We start from the raw sequence: 20,544 nt of genomic DNA on the forward strand, positions 1-20,544 counted from the left end.
CTTTTGAAAATGTCTGAGCGTACAAAATACAGTTACCCGGAGAAACTTTCCATTCTCCGGTTCTTTTTAGATGCTGAAGGGGTTCGTAAGAATCCTATTCCGTTTCATAAAAGATACTTTGATAAGTTTGGTGATTCCTTTTCCATTCAAATTGGTCGTTCACAACATATCATTTTATCAAGAGATAATGAAGTTGCCCAATATATATTACAGAAAAATCAGAAGAATTACCATAAGTCAAGGTTTCAGTCTGTTTATCTTTCGAAGTATTTAGGGAAAGGACTTTTGACGGTTGATGGGGATTTTTGGTTAAAACAAAGAAGACTTATTCAACCTGCTTTTCACAAACAAAAAATGAATCAGCTTGTCGAGACCATGAGACAGACCATTGTTTCGGAGATGGACGGTCTGGCTGAAGAACAAAAAGTGGATCTTTTTCCGATAATGAGTGAGCTGGCATTTAATGTAGTGGCCAAATCATTATTCCAATTTTCAATTGCGGAAGAGAAATTAGATCGGATAAAATTTATTATTGAAGAAGTTCAAAACTTCCTCATCAAAGAAATTAGGCTTCCTCATAAAGCCTGGTGGTTTTCGGTTAGCGGTCAGGTAAAAAAACACCTGGAATTAGCAGAAGAGAATAATACAATTATTCAGGAAATCATCGAAGAAAGAGTGGCTTCTAAAAGCGAAATTAACGATTTGCTTAATATGCTTCTAGAAACACGTTATGAAGATAGCGGTGAAGGAATGTCAACTCAGCAATTGATAGATGAGATAAAGATTCTTTTTACGGCAGGACACGAAACGACAGCCAATGCTTTGACTTTTACATTACATCTTTTGGGTAATAACCCTGATGTACAGCAGAAAGTTTTGGAGGAGATTCTCAAAATCGAAGCTGAAACAGAAGATGTTGTCGAACAGCTTCAGAAAATGACCTATACAAATGCCGTTTTAAACGAATCGATGCGACTGTATCCGCCAGCCTGGATTACAGACAGACAAAATGTTGAAGACGATACTTTAGGAGGGTATAATATAAAAAAAGGAACCTTAATTGGAGTTTCTTTTTATGAGTTACATCGCAATGTGAAGTACTGGGAAAATCCCGATGACTTTAATCCCGAGCGATTTTTGGGAGAGCAGAAAAAGCAATCAATGTCTTATTTTTACCCTTTTGGTGCCGGACCCAGAATGTGTATTGGAGCCGGGTTTGCGATCTACGAAATGTGTTTGGCAATTGCTCATATCGTTAAAAAATACAAGATTACTTCCGTGGAAACTACGGTTCAGTTTAATCCTTTAATTACCTTAAAACCGGTGGGTGTAGAAGTTGTTTTTTCAAAGAGATAATGATTAATTCTAAAGAGACATATTCAAAATTTATCAAGGAAGAAGCAAAAAGACTTGGTTTCTTATCTTGTGGAATCTCTAAAGCTGGTTTTTTGGAGCAGGAAGCCCCGCGTCTGGAAAATTGGTTGAAGAAAAACCATAACGGTCAGATGGCCTATATGGAAAACTATTTTGATAAACGTTTAGATCCGACCTTATTGGTTGATGATGCCAAAAGTGTTGTCTCTCTTTTGCTAAATTATTATCCGGAAGAAGTTCAAAATCAAGAAAGTTTTAAAATTTCAAAATACGCTTACGGGCAAGATTATCATACAGTCATAAAAGAAAAGCTAAAAGAGTTTCTTTTTTCGATTCAGGAACATATTGGCGAAGTTTCGGGTCGCGCGTTTGTTGACTCAGCACCTGTTTTAGACAAAGCGTGGGCTGCCAAAAGCGGTTTGGGCTGGATTGGTAAAAACAGTAATCTGCTCACTCAAAAAGTAGGATCCTTTTATTTTATCGCCGAACTTATTTTAGATCTTGATTTGGAATATGATCACGCCACAACAGATCATTGCGGTTCCTGCACCGCCTGCATCGATGCTTGTCCAACACAAGCAATAGTGGCTCCTTATGTGGTGGATGGGAGTAAGTGTATTTCATACTACACGATTGAACTCAAAGAAAATATCCCAATGGAAATGAAGGGTAAATTTGATGAATGGGCATTTGGCTGTGATACCTGCCAGGATGTTTGCCCCTGGAATCGGTTCTCCAAACCGCATTCTGAACCCCTGTTTAATCCTAATCCCGAAGTGCTTTCTTTCTCCAAAAAAGACTGGATTGAAATTACCGAAGAAACATTTCGAGCAGTCTTTAAAAATTCACCTATCAAGAGGACGAAATTTGATGGACTTAAACGTAATATTAAATTTCTAGAATAAAATTTTTAAAAAATTCCAATTTTTTAAATTCCAAATTCCAACTTCTGGGTAGAAACTGTGACTGAAAACTGTGACTGTCTTGTTTTATGGTTTCAGATTTAGACTGCTAACTGTGATTGAAAACTGCGACTGTAAACTGTTACTGAAAACTACGACCGTAAATACATTCCATGATAACAGTACCCGCCCTTAGAGTGTCATCTCGACGAAGGAGAGATCACACTAGCAAATCACACACAGTTGTCGAATATTAGGATTGATTTTTCTTTTGTTGAATTGATACAAACAAAGGAAGAGCTGTTGACGAATATAGGATGTGATCTCTCCTTCGTCGAGATGACACCAACAGGGGGGATTGTTGTCGAATATAGGATGTGATCTCTCCTTCGTCGAGATGACACAAACAGAGGGAAGTCAGTTGTCTGTGGCTAGGAAAAAAAATAGCGCCCCTTGCTTTTTTTGCGATTAAAAAATTAAATGCAAGGTTCACAAAGGTTTTTATTACTTTGAAAACGGTTATTTTTTTGACGCAAAGAGCGCAAAATTTTTCTTTTTCACGCAGATTTAGCAGATTGAACAGATTTTTTATAAGAGGTAAACAGATCAGCCTAATCTGCTAAATCTGCGTGAAAAAAAAGTAGGTACAAAATTTAAAAGGATTTACTATACCATAATTTAACTTCGCGCCCCTTGCGTAAAACCTTGTGAACTTTGTGGTTAAATTCGCAACAAAAGTCTTTAATCCCCAAAAACCTGTCTTTTCTGCAAAAAAACTTTAGAAATAGTCCGCTTCTTTATTGGAAAAATCTAAAATCTAAAAATTAGATGTATTATGTTTAAAATGAGTTGGTTGGATTGTGAAAAATAACAATATTTGTTATTTCTGTTCCTTTTTTTTTAACTTTATAGAACTAAAATTTTTCAGATATGACTGTAGATCAAATACTAAACGCAAAAGGGAAAAATGTTTATTCCGTGCTTTCAACGACGACTGTTTATGAAGCACTGAAAGTAATGGGAGAAAAAAACATAGGGGCAATTCTGGTTATAGACGGATCCGATTTAAAAGGAATATTATCCGAAAGAGATTATGCCCGAAAAATTGTTTTGAAAGACAAATCTTCAAAAGAGACCTTTGTGCATGAAATTATGGAAACGAATGTTTTTTCGGTACAACTTTCTAATAAAATTGAAGATTGTATGGAGCTTATGAGCACAAAGCGTATCAGACATTTACCGGTTTTGGAAAACGGAATTGTAGTCGGAATCATTTCTATCAGTGATGTTGTTAAGGCAATTATAGAAATTCAGAAAGATACTATTAATCACTTAAATTCGTATATTTCGCAGTAAGTGAAATTCAAAAAATAAACTTTAAAAAATAGTCCAAATCTTGCTGGACTATTTTTTTTTGGATTACGAAAACGTTATTTTAACAAAAGAAAGCAACAAAAACATGCCATTTTAAGTGAAGACTTATATCTTTGTAAGCTAGAATAAAAGCTAAAAACAATGAATAAAGACAGTAAAAGAGAAGAGGCGTTATTATATCATTCGAAGCCGACTCCCGGAAAAATTCAAGTAGTTCCAACAAAAAAATATGCAACTCAAAGAGATCTATCTTTGGCATACTCACCAGGTGTTGCTGAGCCATGTTTAGAAATTGCAAAAAATGTTGACGACGTATACAAATACACAGCAAAAGGAAATTTAGTTGCTGTAATTTCAAACGGTACAGCCGTTTTAGGACTTGGGGACATTGGTCCGGAAGCTTCTAAACCAGTTATGGAAGGAAAAGGTTTGTTGTTTAAAATATTCTCTGACATTGACGTTTTTGATATTGAAATCGGAACAAAAGATGTGGAAGAATTTATTCAGACCGTAAAAAATATTGCTCCAACTTTCGGAGGAATTAATCTGGAAGATATCAAAGCACCAGAGTCTTTTGAAATCGAAAGAAGATTGGTAGAAGAATTGGATATTCCTGTAATGCACGATGATCAGCACGGTACGGCAATTATTTCGTCTGCTGCATTAATCAATGCACTTGAATTGGCAGGAAAAAAAGCAGAAGATGTAAAAATGGTAGTTTCCGGTGCAGGTTCGGCTGCATTGGCATGTGCTGATTTATATGTTTTGTTAGGAGTAAAAGTAGAGAATATCTTAATGTTTAATAGTAAAGGGCTTTTAACAAAAGACAACCCTTCTCTATCAAGCTTACAACTAAAATATGCTGTTGATATCGCTCCAATCGATTTAGCAGAAGCTTTAAAAGGAGCAGATATTTTCTTAGGATTATCTTCAGGTGATATCATGTCAGCAGAAATGTTGTTGACTATGGCCGATAATCCTATCGTTTTTGCCATGGCAAATCCAAATCCTGAGATTAGTTATACTTTAGCGGTTGAGACGCGTAAAGATGTTATTATGGCTACAGGGCGTTCGGATTTTCCTAATCAGGTAAACAACGTTTTAGGTTTTCCTTATATTTTTAGAGGAGCTTTAGATGTTAGAGCGACTAAAATTAATGAGGCTATGAAAATGGCAGCTGTTAAAGCATTGGCTTTATTAGCAAAAGAACCAGTTCCGGAGCAAGTAAATGTGGCATACGGAGCAACAAAATTAGGTTTCGGTACGGAATATATCATCCCAAAACCATTTGACCCTAGATTAATTACAGTAGTAGCGCCGGCGGTTGCAAAAGCAGCAATGGAATCTGGTGTTGCAAAAAATCCTATTACAGACTGGGCAGCTTATGAAGAGGTGCTTTTGGAAAGAATGGGGAATGATAATAAAATGGTACGTTTGATTACAAACCGTGCTAAATTAAACCCAAAAAGAATTGTTTTTGCAGAGGCAGATCAGTTAAATGTTTTGAAAGCAGCTCAAATTGTTTATGAAGATGGTATTGGTTTCCCTATTTTGTTAGGAAACAAAGAATCAATCTTAGAACTTAAAGAAGAATTAGGTTTTGATGCTGAACTTGAGATCATTGACCCTAAAACTCCAGAAGAAGAAGCAAGAAGAAACAGATTTGCTAATTCGTATTGGACAACAAGAGAAAGAAGAGGTATTTCATTACTTGATGCTCAGAAATTCATGCGCGAGAGAAACTACTTTGCTGCCATGATGGTGAATGAAGGTGAAGCTGATGCTTTGGTTACCGGATATTCAAGAAGTTACCCAAGTGTGGTAAAACCGATGTTACAATTGGTAGAAAAAGCACAAGGAGCTTCATTAGTAGCAACAGCAAACATGATGTTGACTTCTCGTGGACCAATGTTTTTATCAGATACAGCAATCAATATCAATCCTTCAGCACAAGATATGGTAAATATCGCTGTGATGACTGCTAAAACGGCAAGGATGTTTGGAGTTGAGCCTGTTATTGCAATGGTTTCTTTTTCAAATTTTGGTTCTTCTACAAGCGAAAGTGCTTCAAAAGTAAGAGAAGCAGTAGCTTATTTGCATAAGAACTACCCTGATATGATCGTTGATGGAGAAATTCAGGCAGATTTTGCTTTGAATCCGGAAATGCTTAAAGAAAAATTCCCGTTCTCTAAATTGGCAGGAAAAAAAGTAAATACTTTAATTTTTCCAAACTTAGAATCAGCGAATATTACTTATAAAATGTTAAAAGAATTGTATAAAGTAAATTCAATCGGTCCGATTATGATGGGTCTGGGTAAACCGGTTCACATTTTCCAATTAGGAGCAAGTGTTGAAGAAATGGTTAATATGGCTGCAATTGCGGTTATTGATGCTCAGGAAAAAGAAAGTAAAAAAAATAAATTAGCTAAGTAGTATATATAGTTAGGAACTGTTAATGTTGTCTTATTTTTATTATATTTGACAATAACAAATTATACTATGATAGCACATTTGCAAGGGAAATTAGTAGAAAAAAACCCCACAGAAGTCGTAATTGACTGTGGTGGAGTGGGTTATCATGTTAATATATCCCTACACACATTTTCTTTGCTTCCCAATGCTGATTTTATAAAATTGTATACGCATCTTCAAATCAAAGAAGATGCGCATACTTTATTTGGTTTTGTAGAAAAATCAGAACGAGAAATATTCAGAATGTTATTGTCCGTTTCGGGGATAGGAGCTAATATTGCCAGAACAATGTTATCTTCAATAGAGCCAAAACAAATTATAAACGCCATTGCCTCTGGGGATGTTGGAGTGATACAATCTATAAAAGGGATTGGAAACAAAACGGCACAGAGAGTTATACTTGATTTAAAAGAAAAAGTGTTAAAATTGTACGATTTGGACGAAGTTTCAGTGGTTCAGAACAATACAAACCGTGATGAAGCGTTATCTGCTTTGGAGGTTTTAGGTTTTGTTCGTAAAACTTCAGAAAAAGTAGTCGAAAAAATCGTAAAAGAAGATCCGGAGGCGACTGTCGAAACGATCATTAAAAAAGCATTAAAAAGCTTATAAACTCAATTTATATAAACGAATTGTATGCGTAAAATTTGTATTTTTTTACTGGTTTTATTTTGCGGTAATGTTTTGCGGGCGCAAGTAAATCCAGCAGTTCAAGATACAACTAAAACTCAATTTTCTGTCGGGAAATTAGAGTTGGAAAACCCACCCAGTATACTTTCGGCTTATAAATATGATCCCATTACAGACCGATACATTTATACCAAATCGGTAGATGGGTTCTCTATTAATTATCCAATTGTCTTAACGCCAAAAGAGTACGAAGCTTTAGTTTTGAAAGAATCCAGAAGAGATTATTTCAGAAAAAAATCGGATGCGATTGACGGTAAAAAATCAGGAAGTGAAGCCGCCAAAAAGGATTTGCTACCCCGATATTATATTAATTCAAGTCTTTTTGAAAGCATTTTTGGAAGTAATACAATTGATGTAAAGCCCACAGGATCAGTTGAAATGGATCTTGGGATTCGTTACACTAAACAAGACAATCCTTCTTTTTCTCCAAGAAACCGATCCAATCTAACCTTTGACTTTGATCAGAGGATTAGTATGAGTTTAATGGGTAAAGTGGGAACGAGATTAGAGGTAAATGCTAATTACGACACCCAATCTACATTTGCTTTTCAAAATTTATTCAAACTGGCTTATACGCCTTCAGAGGATGATATTGTTCAGAAAATTGAAGTTGGTAATGTTAGCATGCCACTGAATAGTACTTTAATCAGAGGGGCCCAAAGTTTGTTTGGAGTAAAAGCACAACTGCAATTTGGGAAGACAACTATTACCGGAGTTTTCTCAGAACAAAAGTCACAAACCAAGAGTATAGTTGCAGAAGGTGGCGGTACGGTTCAGAATTTTGATTTGTATGCTTTAGATTATGATAATGACAGACACTTCTTTTTATCTCAATACTTTAGAAATAAATACGATGCCTCTTTAAAGAAGTATCCCTTTATTGACAGTCGTGCTCAGATCACAAGACTTGAAGTTTGGGTAACCAATAAACAAAACAGAGTAAGTACAACCAATAATAACTTGCGTAATGTTATCGCACTTCAGGATTTAGGAGAAGCACAAATTCAGGGAATTCCGGATAATGAAGTGGTAGTGATAGGGAGTACAGTAAACTTTTTTGTGGCTGGAATCGGTACGCCAAGTGACAATAAAAATAACAAATACGATCCAGCGACTATCGGTACCGGTGGTTTTTTGAATCAGAACGTTAGGGAAATTGTAACGGCAAGAAAAGGTTTTAATGTAGATGTAAGCGAAGGAACCGATTACTCCGTATTAGAAAATGCCCGTAAATTAACCACGAATGAGTATACTTTTAATGCACAATTAGGATATATCTCTTTGCAACAGCGTTTGGCCAATGACGAAATTTTGGCCGTAGCTTTTGAATATACGGTTGGAGATAAGATATACCGTGTCGGGGAATTTGGTAGTGATGGTGTTGATGGTACTTTAGTGACAGGAAATAATACTCCGAATCAAACCATTATTACGCAGAGTTTGATTTTGAAAATGCTGAAAAGCAGTTTGACCAACGTTAAAAATCCGGTTTGGAATTTGATGATGAAAAACGTTTATCAGATTCCTCAGGCTTATCAGATCAAACAAGATGATTTCAGGTTAAATATACTTTATACAGATCCGTCTCCTATAAATTATATTAGTCCGGTTACGGGAACTCATTTCCCGGATGATGATCCTGTTAATCCAAATCCGGCGAATTATTATGTGACAAAAACGCCTTTATTAAATGTCTTTAATATTGATCAGTTAAATTATAATAATGACCCTCAGAAGGGTGGAGATGGTTTTTTTGATTATATACCGGGGATTACTGTTGATGCACAAAACGGACGAATTATTTTTACAACCAAAGAGCCTTTTGGAGAACTGATGTTTCAAAAACTAAAAGGTGCAGCGGGAGAAGATTATAATAGTCCCGATACTTACAACTTAAATCAAAAGAAATACGTGTTTAGAAACATGTATAGAAATACCCAATCCGGAGCTTTGCAGGATGCCGATAAAAATAAATTCTTATTAAGAGGTAAATACAAATCTACAGGAAATAACGGTATTCCGATCGGAGCTTTTAATGTGCCGCAAGGTTCTGTTGTCGTAACAGCCGGCGGTAGAGTTTTGGTTGAAGGTATTGATTACAGTGTCGATTATCAATTAGGAAGAGTTCAGATTTTAGACCCTTCACTTCAGGCGTCCAACACACCGATTCAGGTTTCGTTAGAAAATAATTCTATTTTCGGACAACAAACCAGAAGATTTATGGGGGTGAATGTGGAGCATAAAATTTCAGACAAATTTGTTGTTGGTGGTACTTTTTTAAAAATGACAGAAAGACCCTTTACACAAAAATCAAGTTATGGTCAGGAATCTGTAAATAACACGATTTTTGGGTTTAACGGGAATTATGCAACAGAAGTTCCTTTCTTTACGAGGTTGGTAAATAAACTGCCAAATATCGATACCGATGTTCCTTCTAATCTTTCCATTCGTGGTGAAGTTGCTTTTTTAAGACCTGATGCTCCAAAAGCCAGTGATTTTGAAGGAGAAGCTACGATATATATAGATGATTTTGAGGGTTCGCAATCTACCATTGATATGCGCTCCGCTTATGCGTGGAGTTTAGCGTCAACACCATTTGTAAAATCAGATTTGATTGCGGATGATAAGTTTAAGGCTAGTTCAAGTACTTTAGAGTACGGGTCTAAAAGAGCAAAATTATCCTGGTATACCATTGATCCTGTTTTTTATTCGTCGAAACCATCCGGTATTTCAAACGATGATCTGTCGTTAAATACAACAAGGAGAATTTATAGCAGAGAGTTGTATCCAAATACCGATATAGCCCAGGGGCAAATACAGGTTATTAATACACTGGATTTAAGTTATTATCCGTCTGAAAGAGGTCCGTATAATAACAATCAGAACTTTAATACCGCTCCCGCTTCTTCCAATTTTGGAGGTATAATGCGTGCTATAAATTCAACCAATTTTGAACAGGGAAATGTCGAGTACATCCAATTTTGGGTACTCGATCCTTATATAGGAACGGGGCAGTCGCCCGCCAATAATACGGGAAAAATTTATTTTAACTTAGGGGAAGTTTCCGAAGATGTATTAAAAGACGGAAGAAAACAATATGAAAACGGGTTAGGACCGGATCAGTTAATGGTAAAACCACGTGCGCTTTGGGGAGAAGTTCCTGCATCACAATCTTTAATTTATGCCTTCGATACCAATGAAGGGAATCGTAGAAATCAGGACGTTGGTTTAGATGGTTTACCGGATTCCAGAGAGAGTGAGGTTTATTCTAATTATGCTTCTGAACCGGATCCGGCTGCAGATAATTATACCTACTATCTAAACAGAGAAGGAGGAGTTAAAGATCGTTATAGAAATTATAATGGTGTTGAAGGGAATTCACCTGTTAGTATCAATGACCCAAATCGTGGATCTACAACATTGCCTGACGTCGAAGATATCAATCGTGACAATACCATGAATACGATTAATGCTTATTATGAATATAGTATTGATATTAAGCCCGGAATGCAGGTAGGACAAAACTACGTTACTGATATTCGTGAGGTGAGCAATGCTGATCTGCCTAATGGAAGTACGACTAACGCAAGATGGATTCAGTTTAAAATTCCGGTATCTCAGCCTGAAAATACGATTGGAAATATTACCGATTTCAGATCGATTCGATTCATGCGTATGTTTATGACTGGTTTTAGTAATGAAATGACGGTGCGTTTTGGAGCCTTAGATTTGGTAAGAGGAGAATGGAGAAGATACACAGGAACATTAGATGCCAATGACACAAATGCAGAGGACGATAATACTGATTTTGATGTTTTAGCAGTCAACGTACAGGAGAATGCCACAAAATGCCCTGTTAATTATGTAATTCCTCCAGGAGTACGAAGAGAACAGTTGTATAATAATAATACGGTTATCAATCAAAATGAGCAGTCGCTGGCTTTACGTGTTTCAGGTGGTGGATTGCAATTCAGGGATTCAAGAGCTGTTTTTAAAAATGTAAGTGTTGACATGCGTCAATACAAAAAACTGAAAATGTTTTTGCATGCTGAAGCATTGCCTAATGGAGAGCTGGAAGATGGTGAAATGATCGGATTTCTTCGTTTTGGTAACGACTTTACGCAGAACTATTATCAAGTTGAAATTCCTTTAAAAGTGACAAGACCAGCTGGTTCTTGTGCAGTAACCCCCGAAGATGTCTGGTTTGATGAAAATAGTATTGATTTGGCGCTGGAGTTGTTGACCCGTATGAAAATTAAAGCAATGCCACTCGATATTAATTCGGATAAGAGAGATATTAATGGTGTTTATTATCCCGATGATGATGCCACTGTGGCAGATGGTGATGGAGATAGTAAACTGCGATTAGGTATAAAAGGAAATCCAAATTTTGGTTTGGTTCGAAATTTAATGGTCGGAGTAAAAAGTGCTGCGGATCATAAAGATATAAAAGGAGAAGTCTGGTTTAATGAACTCCGTATGGCTGATCTGGAGAATAAAGGAGGGATGGCAGCGGTATTAAGCATCGATACCAATATGGCTGATTTTGCTACCGTTTCGGCTACCGGACGTAAAAGTACGATTGGTTTTGGATCTCTTGAACAAGGAGCAAATGAAAGAGACAGGGAAGACATACAGCAGTACAACATTGTAACTAATTTAAATTTAGGAAAGTTATTACCTCCTAAATGGGGAATCAATTTGCCTTTTAATTATGCGATCGGAGAAGAGGTAATTACGCCCGAATATGATCCTTTTAATCAGGATATAAAATTAGATCAGTTGTTAAGAGAAACGACGAATCAGGCTGAAAAAGAAAATATCAGAACCCGTGCTGTTGATTATACAAAACGAAGAAGTATTAACTTTATTGGTGTTAGAAAAGACAGGGCTCCGGAGCAGAAACCACATGTGTATGATGTCGAAAATTTTACATTTTCACAATCCTACAATCAGGTCGAACGTCATGATTATGAAATTGAAGAGTTTCAGGACGAGCAATCGAGTACTGCGGTAAATTATGCCTATACTTTTCAACCCAAAGAAGTGGTCCCTTTTAAGAAGACCAAGTTCATGAAAAAAAGCGACTATTGGAAGATGTTAAGTGATATTAATTTCAATTACTTGCCCTCTAATGTTACTTTTAATACGAATATTTTAAGACAAAGTAATCGTCAGCAATTTAGAGAAGTGGAATTAGATGCGGGAGGAATTGGACTTAGACCACTTTACAGAAGAAATTTCGCCTTCAATTACCAATACGGTTTTGGGTATAATTTGACAAAATCACTGAAACTGAATTATACAGCAGCCTCTAATAATATTGTTAGAAATTTTCTAAATGATGATAATTCGCCAAAAGAAGATTTTACAATATGGGATGATTATTTGGACATCGGAACACCAAATCAGCACATGCAACAGTTAGTGTTGAATTATGAGATTCCGATCAACAAAATTCCGGCTTTAAGTTTTATAAAAGCAAGTTATTCCTATACGGCAGATTACAGCTGGCAACGTTCTTCAACGGCCTTTTCTGAGTATGAAGCACCAGATGGATCGGTTTATGATTTAGGAAATACTATTCAGAATGCCAACTCCAATACGTTGACAACAACCTTTAATATGGGGATGTTGTATAAATATGTTGGTCTGACGCCGGGCGGTAGAAAACCGGCAAAACCTAAAGCAACAGCACCGCCAAAACCGGGAGAGAAAATTGTAAATACACCAAAACAGGTTTCGAGTAGCAGTCCTTTTTATGATGGACTTATCGGTGTGCTGACTAGCGTAAAAAACATTCAGGTTAATTATACTAAAAATAGCGGAACAGTTTTACCCGGGTATACGCCAAGCGTTGGTTTCTTCGGAACTTCAAGACCAACATTAGGATTTGTTTTTGGTAGTCAGGATGATGTGCGTTATGAAGCAGCAAAAAGTGGATGGCTTACTACCTATCAGGATTTCAATCAGAGTTTTACACAAGTAACCAATACGCTTTTAAAAGTAACGGCTAACGTGGATTTGTTCCCTGATTTAAAGATTGATTTGGCGATGGACAGGGCTTATTCTCAGAACAGCTCAGAGCAATATAGTGTAAGTGAAAACGGAATGTATAATCCTTTATCACGCTACAGTTATGGTATGTTCTCGATTTCAACGGTATTGATTGGAACTTCTTTTTCAACAAGTGATGCTACTCAATCAGCCGCTTTTGATGATTTTAGAAGCAATCGTCTGGTAATTGCGAACAGATTGGCAGAGGGTTATTATGGAGCCGGGAATGAAATACCTCGTTATAATGTTAGTGACGTTCCGGGGCCACCGTTAGATCCAACAGCCGATGATCCATTTAAAAAGAAAAGAGATATATATGCTTCAAATCAAGGATATCCTATAGGATTTGGGAAAAGTAATCAGGCTGTATTGTTACCATCATTCTTAGCGGCTTATTCCGGCAAAGATGCTTCGGGAGTATCTACCGATATTTTTAGAAGTTTTCCAATTCCAAACTGGAGTGTTAAGTATAATGGATTAATGCGCTATAAGTACTTTAAAGATAAATTTAAACGTTTTTCGCTACAGCACAATTACCGTGCTTCTTATACTATTAATCAATTTAGATCTAATTTTGATTTCTACAACCCTCCGCCACAATCAAATGGACTGGATGTAAATTACAATTTCTACAATAAGACCGTGATGTCAAATGTCAATTTGGTAGAGCAGTTTAGTCCGCTTATTCGTGTGGATTTTGAATTGAAAAGTTCGTTGAGAGTGCTTACGGAAATCAAAAAAGACAGAGCGTTGTCCATGAGTTTTGATAATAATTTATTGACCGAGGTAAAAGGAATGGAATATATAATTGGTTTAGGATACCGTTTCAAAGATGTTATTTTCTCTTCCAGACTTGCCGATACTCCGACGGGAATTATTAAAAGTGACATTAATATAAAAGCGGATTTCTCTTTGCGTAAAAACGAAACTTTGGTACGTTATTTAGATTATGATAACAATCAGTTGGCCGCAGGACAAAATATATGGTCGGTAAAAGTAACGGCAGATTATTCGTTCAGTAAAAACTTAACCGCTATATTTTATTACGACCACTCGTTTTCTAAAGCGGTGATTTCAACATCATTCCCATTAACTAATATTCGATCCGGATTTACACTACGATACAATTTCGGAAATTAATTTTGAATTTCTAAAGTAGATTTCATTAGAAGATTATTACATTTGTGGCTGAAATATTCAAATATCAATTTTCAAACATAACTATTATGAGCATACCAACAAATTTAAAGTACACAAAGGATCACGAATGGATTAGCATCGAAGGAGATGTAGCAACTGTAGGAATTACTCATTTCGCTCAAAAAGAGTTAGGTGATATCGTGTACGTTGAAGTAGAAACTTTAGATCAAACCTTAGATAAAGACGAGGTTTTTGGAACTGTTGAAGCTGTAAAAACGGTTTCTGATTTGTTCTTACCATTAACTGGAGAAATCATTGCTTTTAATGATAGTTTAGAAAGTGCACCTGAAACGGTAAATTCTGACCCTTACGGAGCAGGATGGATGATCAAAATAAAAATTGCTGATGCATCAGAAATTGATTCATTGTTAAGTGACGAAGCTTATAAAGAATTAATTGGTGCCTAAACAAATATTGCTTTGCTGGGCCATTATTTGTTCCGGAATTATTAGTTATTTCTGTTTAACGGATTCCAGTAATATTCCTGCGGTAAGTTTTCCAAGCATTGATAAAGTAGTGCATTTTTGTTTTCATTTCGGATTTACGATTTCCTGGATTTTGTTTTTTAAAAAAGAATTAAAAGGAAAAAGTACAGATGATTTTAAAGCCTATCTGATTTCGTTTATCTTCTCCGTTTTCTTCGGAATTACAATCGAGATTTTGCAAGGTGTTCTTACGACTACCCGAGCGGCAGATGTAGCAGATGTTTTAGCAAATACAATTGGAAGTACAACGGCAATATTTACAGCAATAGCTTTAAAGAAGCAAATCGATAAAATATAAGAATATAAGAATATAAAGACCCACTTCGGTGGGTTTTTTATTGCCTAAAAATGAAGAACGGTAAGAGTGTTTTTTTTCTGAATTTTAAACGTATTTTTGTCCCCGATTATAATTCTTAATATCATGAACGTTAAGTACTATTTGGATTCTACTTACTTAAAAACTGCTTCGCAAGCGGGACTTTCTGAGGCAGCAAATCTTGCTGTGGTCAAAAAGACGATTGCCGAAGCAATTGAGGAAGGGTTTAAGCTTGTTATGATTCGTCCTGAAAACGTAAGTTTGGCTAGAGAAATGATTCTAAAAGCCAATTCGACTTTGCTTGTTGGTACTGTTATCGATTTTCCGGAAGGTAAATCAGATTTAGAAACAAAAATTAAAGAAGCAAACGCAGCAATAGCAAACGGAGCCGACGATTTGGATTTTGTCTGTAATTACGAGGCTTTCAAAAATGGTGACAGTGCACTGATAAAGGAAGAGGTTTTAATCGGTACACAAGTGGGACTGGCGCACAATAAGACCGTAAAATGGATTATTGAAGTGGCTGCTTTGACGGATAAGGAGATTATTCAGCTTTCGGCTTTGATAAAAAATGTGGTCATATCAAATTTTAAAGAAGAAAATTATACTACAGTTTTTGTGAAATCATCCACCGGTTTTTTTAAAACCAAAAATGATTTGCCAAACGGAGCTACGGTCCCAACTATAATTATGATGTTAGAAAATGCATCCCCTTTATCGGTAAAAGCTGCCGGTGGAGTGCGATCGTATGATGAAGCAATAGAAATGATTCGTTTAGGAGTTAAACGCATCGGAACTTCGGCGGCAAAAGCAATTGCCAATGGAGAAAATACCTCAAATCAATATTAAATGAAAACCCAATTCTACGTGAACAAGATTTTTTTAACCTTCGTTTTTACATTATCCGCCTTGTTTGCTTTTTCGCAGGAAAATACGAATTCTTCCATCACTCCCGGTTTTGCATCAGAGCAATTTCCTGTTTTTTCTAATTGTGAAAACCTGCAATCTAAAAAACTGGAAAATTGTTTTTATAAAGAAGTGCAGGATTTTGTCTTTCATAATTTTGAAGTTCCTCAAGATTTAAAACAAGCAGAGTATAAAGGAGAAGTAAGAGTTCTTTTTGAAGTGGATGAAAAAGGGGCGTTTAAAGTGATTTATGTAAATGCATTGAATGAGGCATTGTCGCAAGAAGCAAAGCGTGTTTTTGGGAAGTTTCCTATTGTGAAACCCTCTACTTATAATGGAAAACCGACCTATTCAAAATACACCATTGTGATTGGAATACCGTTAAAAAGTGCGGATCAGATTGCAGCAGAAGCTTTGGCAGCGGCTGAGATTTTAAGACCGGTAGAAAAACCAATGACAGAACTGGACAGTATTGTGTATAAAAAATACAACAATCCGGAGTTTGAGAGTCATTTAAACATTCCGTTTTCTCACAGTTATTATGCGCAGTTTGACGGAGCAATGAATCAGGTTGGAAGTAATAATCACACCGCTTCTAAGCCTTATACCTATAATGAGGTTAAAAAATACTATAACTTAAAAGCGGTTAACGAATCGCTTCAGAAAAAAACAACGACCTGGTTAGGAAGAAAATTCTGGAACGAGAATTTAGTGCAAATTCAAGGCGAAGACTATTGGTTGGCATTAAACCCTATTCTTGATTTACAAGTAGGTAAGGCATCAGATATTGATCCTTCGACTTATGTCAATACTCGTGCTTTGAATTTTAGAGGAGGTTTAGGGAAGCAGATTAATTTTACTACTACAATTTTTGAAAGCCAAGGTCGATTTGCAGGTTATTTTAATGATTATGCAGAGTCTATAAAGCCATCCGGAGGAAATCCGGCGATTATTCCCGGAGTTGGAATTGCAAAACGATTTAAAACAGATGCGTACGATTTCCCTTTAGCGGAAGCCAATATTACATTTGCTCCAAGTAAGTTTTTTGATTTGCAATTGGGTTATGGCAGAAACTTTATCGGAGACGGCTATCGTTCGCTGTTGGAAAGCGACGGGCCAAGTCCGTATCCGTACTTTAAAATCAATACTACTTTCTGGAAGATAAAATACACCAATACCTACATGTGGCTAAAAGACGTTCGTCCCGATGTTACGGTTGAAAAAACCTATGCAACAAAATTTATGGCGAATCATTATTTAAGCTGGAACGTTTCAAATAAGCTGAATTTAGGTTTCTTCGAATCGGTGGTCTGGACCGATAGTAACAACAGAGGATTTGATGTCAATTTTATTAATCCGATTATTTTTTACCGTACAGTCGAGTTTACATCATCATCAAAAAGTGGTAATGCGCTTTTGGGAATGTCTGCAAAATACAAATGGAACAATGAACTTAATTTATATGCGCAGCTTTTAATCGATGAATTTTCATTCGGAGATATAAAAGGGGGTGATAACAGCTGGAAAAACAAAATAGGGTACCAAATAGGAGCCAAGTATTTTAATGCCTTCAAAGTAAAGGATTTGTTGTTGCAGGTCGAATACAATCATGTGCGTCCGTATGTGTATTCACATAGTGCTGTTATTACCAATTACGGTCATAACAATCAGAGTATGGGGCACCAATGGGGAGGGAATTTTGAGGAATTAGTAGCAATCGCACGTTATCACAAAGGACGTTATTTTGCCGATGCAAAATTTACAACTGGGAAACGTGGTTTGGATTTTAATACCACGGCAGACAGTTTTAATTACGGTGGTGATATTTATAAAAGTTACGACGAAAAACGTCCGTATGACACCGGTGTAAAAGTAGGGCAGGGTAATAAAACCAGTATTTTTATTGCCGATATACAAGGAGGATATTTGATTAATCCGATGACAAATTTGAAATTCTTCGGAAGTTTTATCTACAGGAATTTTGATCCGACACAAGAAACGGCAACTACATTTAAACAAAGTACTACCTGGTTTACGATCGGATTGCGTTCTGATATCTTTAATTGGTATTTTGATTACTAGGATATTTAATAAGATTTTTCGAAAAGATTGTGTTAAAAATCTGCAAGACCTTATTTTGTAAAGGTTTTATTGAAAAAAATATAATTTTATAGGTTCTGATTCTATAATCAATTTGTACATTTGCACCACTCAAAAAAAACATTCAAAACAATTATCGTATTGAACGCTACTAAAAACACATTTTCATTTAAATCATTGTTTCTCGATTTTAAAGAGATCACTAAAGCTGGTTTAGCAATTAGTGTTTTGTTTTCTTCTATTGCGGGGTATTTGTTAGGTGTTAATGACGAACATCCTTTTAAATGGAGTGTTCTGATCGTTTTGATGATAGGAGGATATTGTATGGTTGGAGCTTCAAATGCTTTCAATCAGGTAATCGAAAAAGATATCGACTCCTTAATGGATCGAACCAAAAATCGTCCCGTTCCTTCAGGGCGTATGTCTCCAAAAATGGCTTTGTTTGTAGCTAGTTTATTAACCATTGTTGGAATTGCGTTGTTGTATAGCATCAATGCAAAATCGGCTATGTTTGCGGCTATTTCTATATTTTTATACACCAGTATCTACACGCCTTTAAAAACAGTGACACCGTTGTCTGTTTTTGTTGGTGCTTTTCCGGGAGCAATTCCTTTTATGTTAGGATGGGTTGCAGCCAGCGGAGAATTTGGTATAGAAGCCGGAACCTTGTTTTTGATTCAGTTTTTCTGGCAATTCCCTCATTTTTGGGCAATTGGATGGTTTTTGTATGAAGATTATGAAAAAGCAGGAATCTTTATGCTTCCAACAGGAAGAAAAGACAAAGGAACGGCGATGCAAATTATGTTGTACACCGTTTGGTTGATTATAGCTTCTCTATTGCCATGTTTAGGGTATACCGGACAATTGTTTATCTCGCCGGTTGCTGCAATTTTGGTTTTCTTATTAGGATTATGGATGTTGTTTTATGCGGTACGATTGTACAAATTGCGAACTGCAAAGGCAGCAAGAACACTAATGTTGGTTAGTGTTTCGTATATTTCGTTATTGCAAATTATATATATAGTAGATAAATTTTTAAGATAGTTATGGAAATGACAATGAAAATAAGTGAAGAACAAGAAAGAAAATCAAAGTCGGCTAAGCTGATTTTGTTGTTCGCAATGGCAAGTATGACCATGATGTTTGGCGGTCTTACAAGTGCATTTGTAGTGAGCAGATCGAGACCGGATTGGTTGAAGAATTTTGAATTTCCAACAGCATTTTACTTTAGTACTGCTGTAATTATAGGATGTAGTGTTACTTTTTACTTGGCTAAAAAAGCCATTCAAAAGGACAATAGAAGCGCAACTACGGCTTTTCTTTTGGCTACATTAGCGTTGGGTGTTTTGTTTGTGGTTTTGCAATTTGTAGGATTTGGACAGATTGTAGAAAGCGGCTATTATTTTACAGGACAGGGTAGTTCTATTACTACAACTTTTCTTTATGTAGTTACCGTTACACACTTATTACACTTGGCTGGAGGGTTGATTTCACTTTTAATTATAATTTATAATCATTTTAAACAAAAATACAATTCGACTCAAACTCTTGGTATAGAACTAGGTGCGATGTATTGGCACTTTTTGGATTTATTATGGGTATTATTATTTTTATTTTTATATTTCTTTAAATAAGAAAAAAACGTAAATTTGGGAACTTTTTAACGAATATCTTTTATGAAAGCGACAGTTACTACTGCAAATAACGACGAAAAAACTTGGGGAGGCGGTCATGAGATCCAGCCATTAGGAGCAAGTTATGGTAAAATGATGATGTGGTTTTTCATCGTGTCAGATGCCTTGACATTCTCTGGATTCCTTGCTGCTTATGGTTTTTCAAGATTTAAATTTATTGAAACCTGGCCTTTGGCTGATGAAGTGTTTACTCACTTTCCATTTATGCACGGCGTTTCGGCTCCGATGTACTATGTAGCCTTAATGACTTTTATTTTGATTTTCTCATCTGTAACTATGGTGTTAGCGGTTGATGCAGGTCATCAATTGAAAAAAACAAAAGTTGCAATCTACATGTTCTTAACTATTATTGGAGGTTTTATTTTCGTTGGCTCACAAGCCTGGGAATGGAAAAACTTCATTAAAGGAGAATATGGTGCTGTTGAAACAGCAGGAGGAAGTTTGTTGCAGTTCGTTGATAAAGATGGTAAAAGAGTAGCTTTAGCTGACTTTGCTGTTAAATTACCGGAGCAAAGAGAAGCTTTGACCAGAAGTAAAACTTCTTGGTTCATGGAAGATACTGAAACAGTAGCTTCTTATTCTGTTGCTGAAGTTCAGGCTGGTTTTAAAGCACACCCTGAATTGTTGGTGAGAACAGAAAAATTGACAGAGAAAAAGAAAAAAACTGTTTTAGACAGAGCTGAATCTGAAGCTCGTTTAAGTACTGCGAAATATGTAGTAGAAGGTGCAAACCTGACTAGAAATGAATACGGAAGTAAATTGTTTGCTGATTTCTTTTTCTTCATTACAGGATTCCACGGATTCCACGTATTCTCTGGAGTTATCATCAATATCATTATCTTCTTTAATGTATTGTTAGGAACTTACGAGAAAAGAAAAAGCTACGAGATGGTAGAGAAAGTTGGTTTATACTGGCACTTTGTCGATTTAGTTTGGGTATTTGTATTTACAGTTTTCTACTTAGTTTAATTTTAGAT

At 36.1% G+C, this 20,544-nt stretch carries 13 protein-coding genes; all 13 read left to right on the forward strand.

What is annotated here, in order from left to right; all coding sequences use genetic code 11:
• Positions 1-9 precede the first annotated feature (9 nt).
• The 13 genes from AB674_RS01215 to AB674_RS01275 all read left to right on the forward strand — a co-directional run bounded on the left by AB674_RS01215 (position 10) and on the right by AB674_RS01275 (position 20,536).
• Positions 10-1,356, forward strand: a complete 1,347-nt coding sequence (locus AB674_RS01215) for a cytochrome P450 (protein WP_047773106.1) — start codon at positions 10-12, stop codon at positions 1,354-1,356.
• On the forward strand, positions 1,356-2,279 hold the full coding sequence (queG, locus tag AB674_RS01220) for a tRNA epoxyqueuosine(34) reductase QueG (protein WP_047773108.1): 924 nt from the start codon (positions 1,356-1,358) through the stop codon (positions 2,277-2,279). Before AB674_RS01215 ends, queG begins: the two co-directional genes overlap by 1 nt.
• A gap of 927 nt (positions 2,280-3,206) precedes the next feature.
• Positions 3,207-3,632, forward strand: a complete 426-nt coding sequence (locus tag AB674_RS01225; RefSeq protein WP_047773110.1) for a CBS domain-containing protein — start codon at positions 3,207-3,209, stop codon at positions 3,630-3,632.
• A gap of 159 nt (positions 3,633-3,791) precedes the next feature.
• Positions 3,792-6,083 carry an NADP-dependent malic enzyme gene (locus tag AB674_RS01230; RefSeq protein ID WP_047773111.1) on the forward strand — a complete coding sequence of 764 codons (2,292 nt, stop codon included), beginning with the start codon at positions 3,792-3,794 and terminating at the stop codon, positions 6,081-6,083.
• A gap of 66 nt (positions 6,084-6,149) precedes the next feature.
• A complete protein-coding gene (gene ruvA / locus AB674_RS01235; RefSeq protein ID WP_047773113.1) occupies positions 6,150-6,731 on the forward strand; it encodes a Holliday junction branch migration protein RuvA in 582 nt (193 codons plus the stop codon).
• Positions 6,732-6,755: 24 nt separating this feature from the next.
• The gene (gene sprA, locus AB674_RS01240) at positions 6,756-14,006 is read left to right on the forward strand and encodes a cell surface protein SprA (RefSeq protein ID WP_047773115.1); all 7,251 of its coding nucleotides are present in this window, start codon (positions 6,756-6,758) and stop codon (positions 14,004-14,006) included.
• An 86-nt stretch (positions 14,007-14,092) separates the two neighbouring features.
• Positions 14,093-14,473, forward strand: a complete 381-nt coding sequence (gcvH, locus tag AB674_RS01245) for a glycine cleavage system protein GcvH (RefSeq protein WP_047773117.1) — start codon at positions 14,093-14,095, stop codon at positions 14,471-14,473.
• Positions 14,466-14,849 carry a VanZ family protein gene (locus AB674_RS01250; RefSeq protein ID WP_047773285.1) on the forward strand — a complete coding sequence of 128 codons (384 nt, stop codon included), beginning with the start codon at positions 14,466-14,468 and terminating at the stop codon, positions 14,847-14,849. Before gcvH ends, AB674_RS01250 begins: the two co-directional genes overlap by 8 nt.
• A gap of 123 nt (positions 14,850-14,972) precedes the next feature.
• Positions 14,973-15,716: a deoxyribose-phosphate aldolase gene (gene deoC, locus AB674_RS01255; protein WP_047773120.1), complete on the forward strand. Its 744-nt coding sequence runs from the start codon at positions 14,973-14,975 to the stop codon at positions 15,714-15,716.
• Positions 15,717-17,855: a gliding motility protein RemB gene (locus AB674_RS01260; RefSeq protein ID WP_047773123.1), complete on the forward strand. Its 2,139-nt coding sequence runs from the start codon at positions 15,717-15,719 to the stop codon at positions 17,853-17,855. It abuts the gene before it with no gap.
• Positions 17,856-18,014: 159 nt separating this feature from the next.
• Positions 18,015-18,917, forward strand: coding sequence for a heme o synthase (gene cyoE, locus AB674_RS01265; protein ID WP_047773125.1), 903 nt, complete (start codon positions 18,015-18,017; stop codon positions 18,915-18,917).
• A 2-nt stretch (positions 18,918-18,919) separates the two neighbouring features.
• Entirely contained in the window at positions 18,920-19,507 is a 588-nt protein-coding gene (locus AB674_RS01270; protein ID WP_047773126.1) for a heme-copper oxidase subunit III, read from the forward strand.
• A gap of 42 nt (positions 19,508-19,549) precedes the next feature.
• Positions 19,550-20,536 carry a cytochrome c oxidase subunit 3 gene (locus tag AB674_RS01275; protein WP_047773128.1) on the forward strand — a complete coding sequence of 329 codons (987 nt, stop codon included), beginning with the start codon at positions 19,550-19,552 and terminating at the stop codon, positions 20,534-20,536.
• The last annotated feature ends 8 nt before the right edge of the window (positions 20,537-20,544 follow it).

Source organism: Flavobacterium sp. ABG (assembly GCF_001027725.1).
GTDB lineage: Bacteria > Bacteroidota > Bacteroidia > Flavobacteriales > Flavobacteriaceae > Flavobacterium > Flavobacterium cupriresistens.

What these genes read in the sequence shown, in the direction of transcription:
- AB674_RS01275 (WP_047773128.1), top strand. Translation starts at nt 19,550, where the DNA reads ATGAAAGCGACAGTTACTACTGCAAATAACGACGAAAAAACTTGGGGA.
- queG (WP_047773108.1), top strand. Translation starts at nt 1,356, where the DNA reads ATGATTAATTCTAAAGAGACATATTCAAAATTTATCAAGGAAGAAGCA.
- AB674_RS01270 (WP_047773126.1), top strand. Translation starts at nt 18,920, where the DNA reads ATGGAAATGACAATGAAAATAAGTGAAGAACAAGAAAGAAAATCAAAG.
- gcvH (WP_047773117.1), top strand. Translation starts at nt 14,093, where the DNA reads ATGAGCATACCAACAAATTTAAAGTACACAAAGGATCACGAATGGATT.
- AB674_RS01225 (WP_047773110.1), top strand. Translation starts at nt 3,207, where the DNA reads ATGACTGTAGATCAAATACTAAACGCAAAAGGGAAAAATGTTTATTCC.
- AB674_RS01215 (WP_047773106.1), top strand. Translation starts at nt 10, where the DNA reads ATGTCTGAGCGTACAAAATACAGTTACCCGGAGAAACTTTCCATTCTC.
- AB674_RS01260 (WP_047773123.1), top strand. Translation starts at nt 15,717, where the DNA reads ATGAAAACCCAATTCTACGTGAACAAGATTTTTTTAACCTTCGTTTTT.
- AB674_RS01230 (WP_047773111.1), top strand. Translation starts at nt 3,792, where the DNA reads ATGAATAAAGACAGTAAAAGAGAAGAGGCGTTATTATATCATTCGAAG.
- deoC (WP_047773120.1), top strand. Translation starts at nt 14,973, where the DNA reads ATGAACGTTAAGTACTATTTGGATTCTACTTACTTAAAAACTGCTTCG.
- ruvA (WP_047773113.1), top strand. Translation starts at nt 6,150, where the DNA reads ATGATAGCACATTTGCAAGGGAAATTAGTAGAAAAAAACCCCACAGAA.
- sprA (WP_047773115.1), top strand. Translation starts at nt 6,756, where the DNA reads ATGCGTAAAATTTGTATTTTTTTACTGGTTTTATTTTGCGGTAATGTT.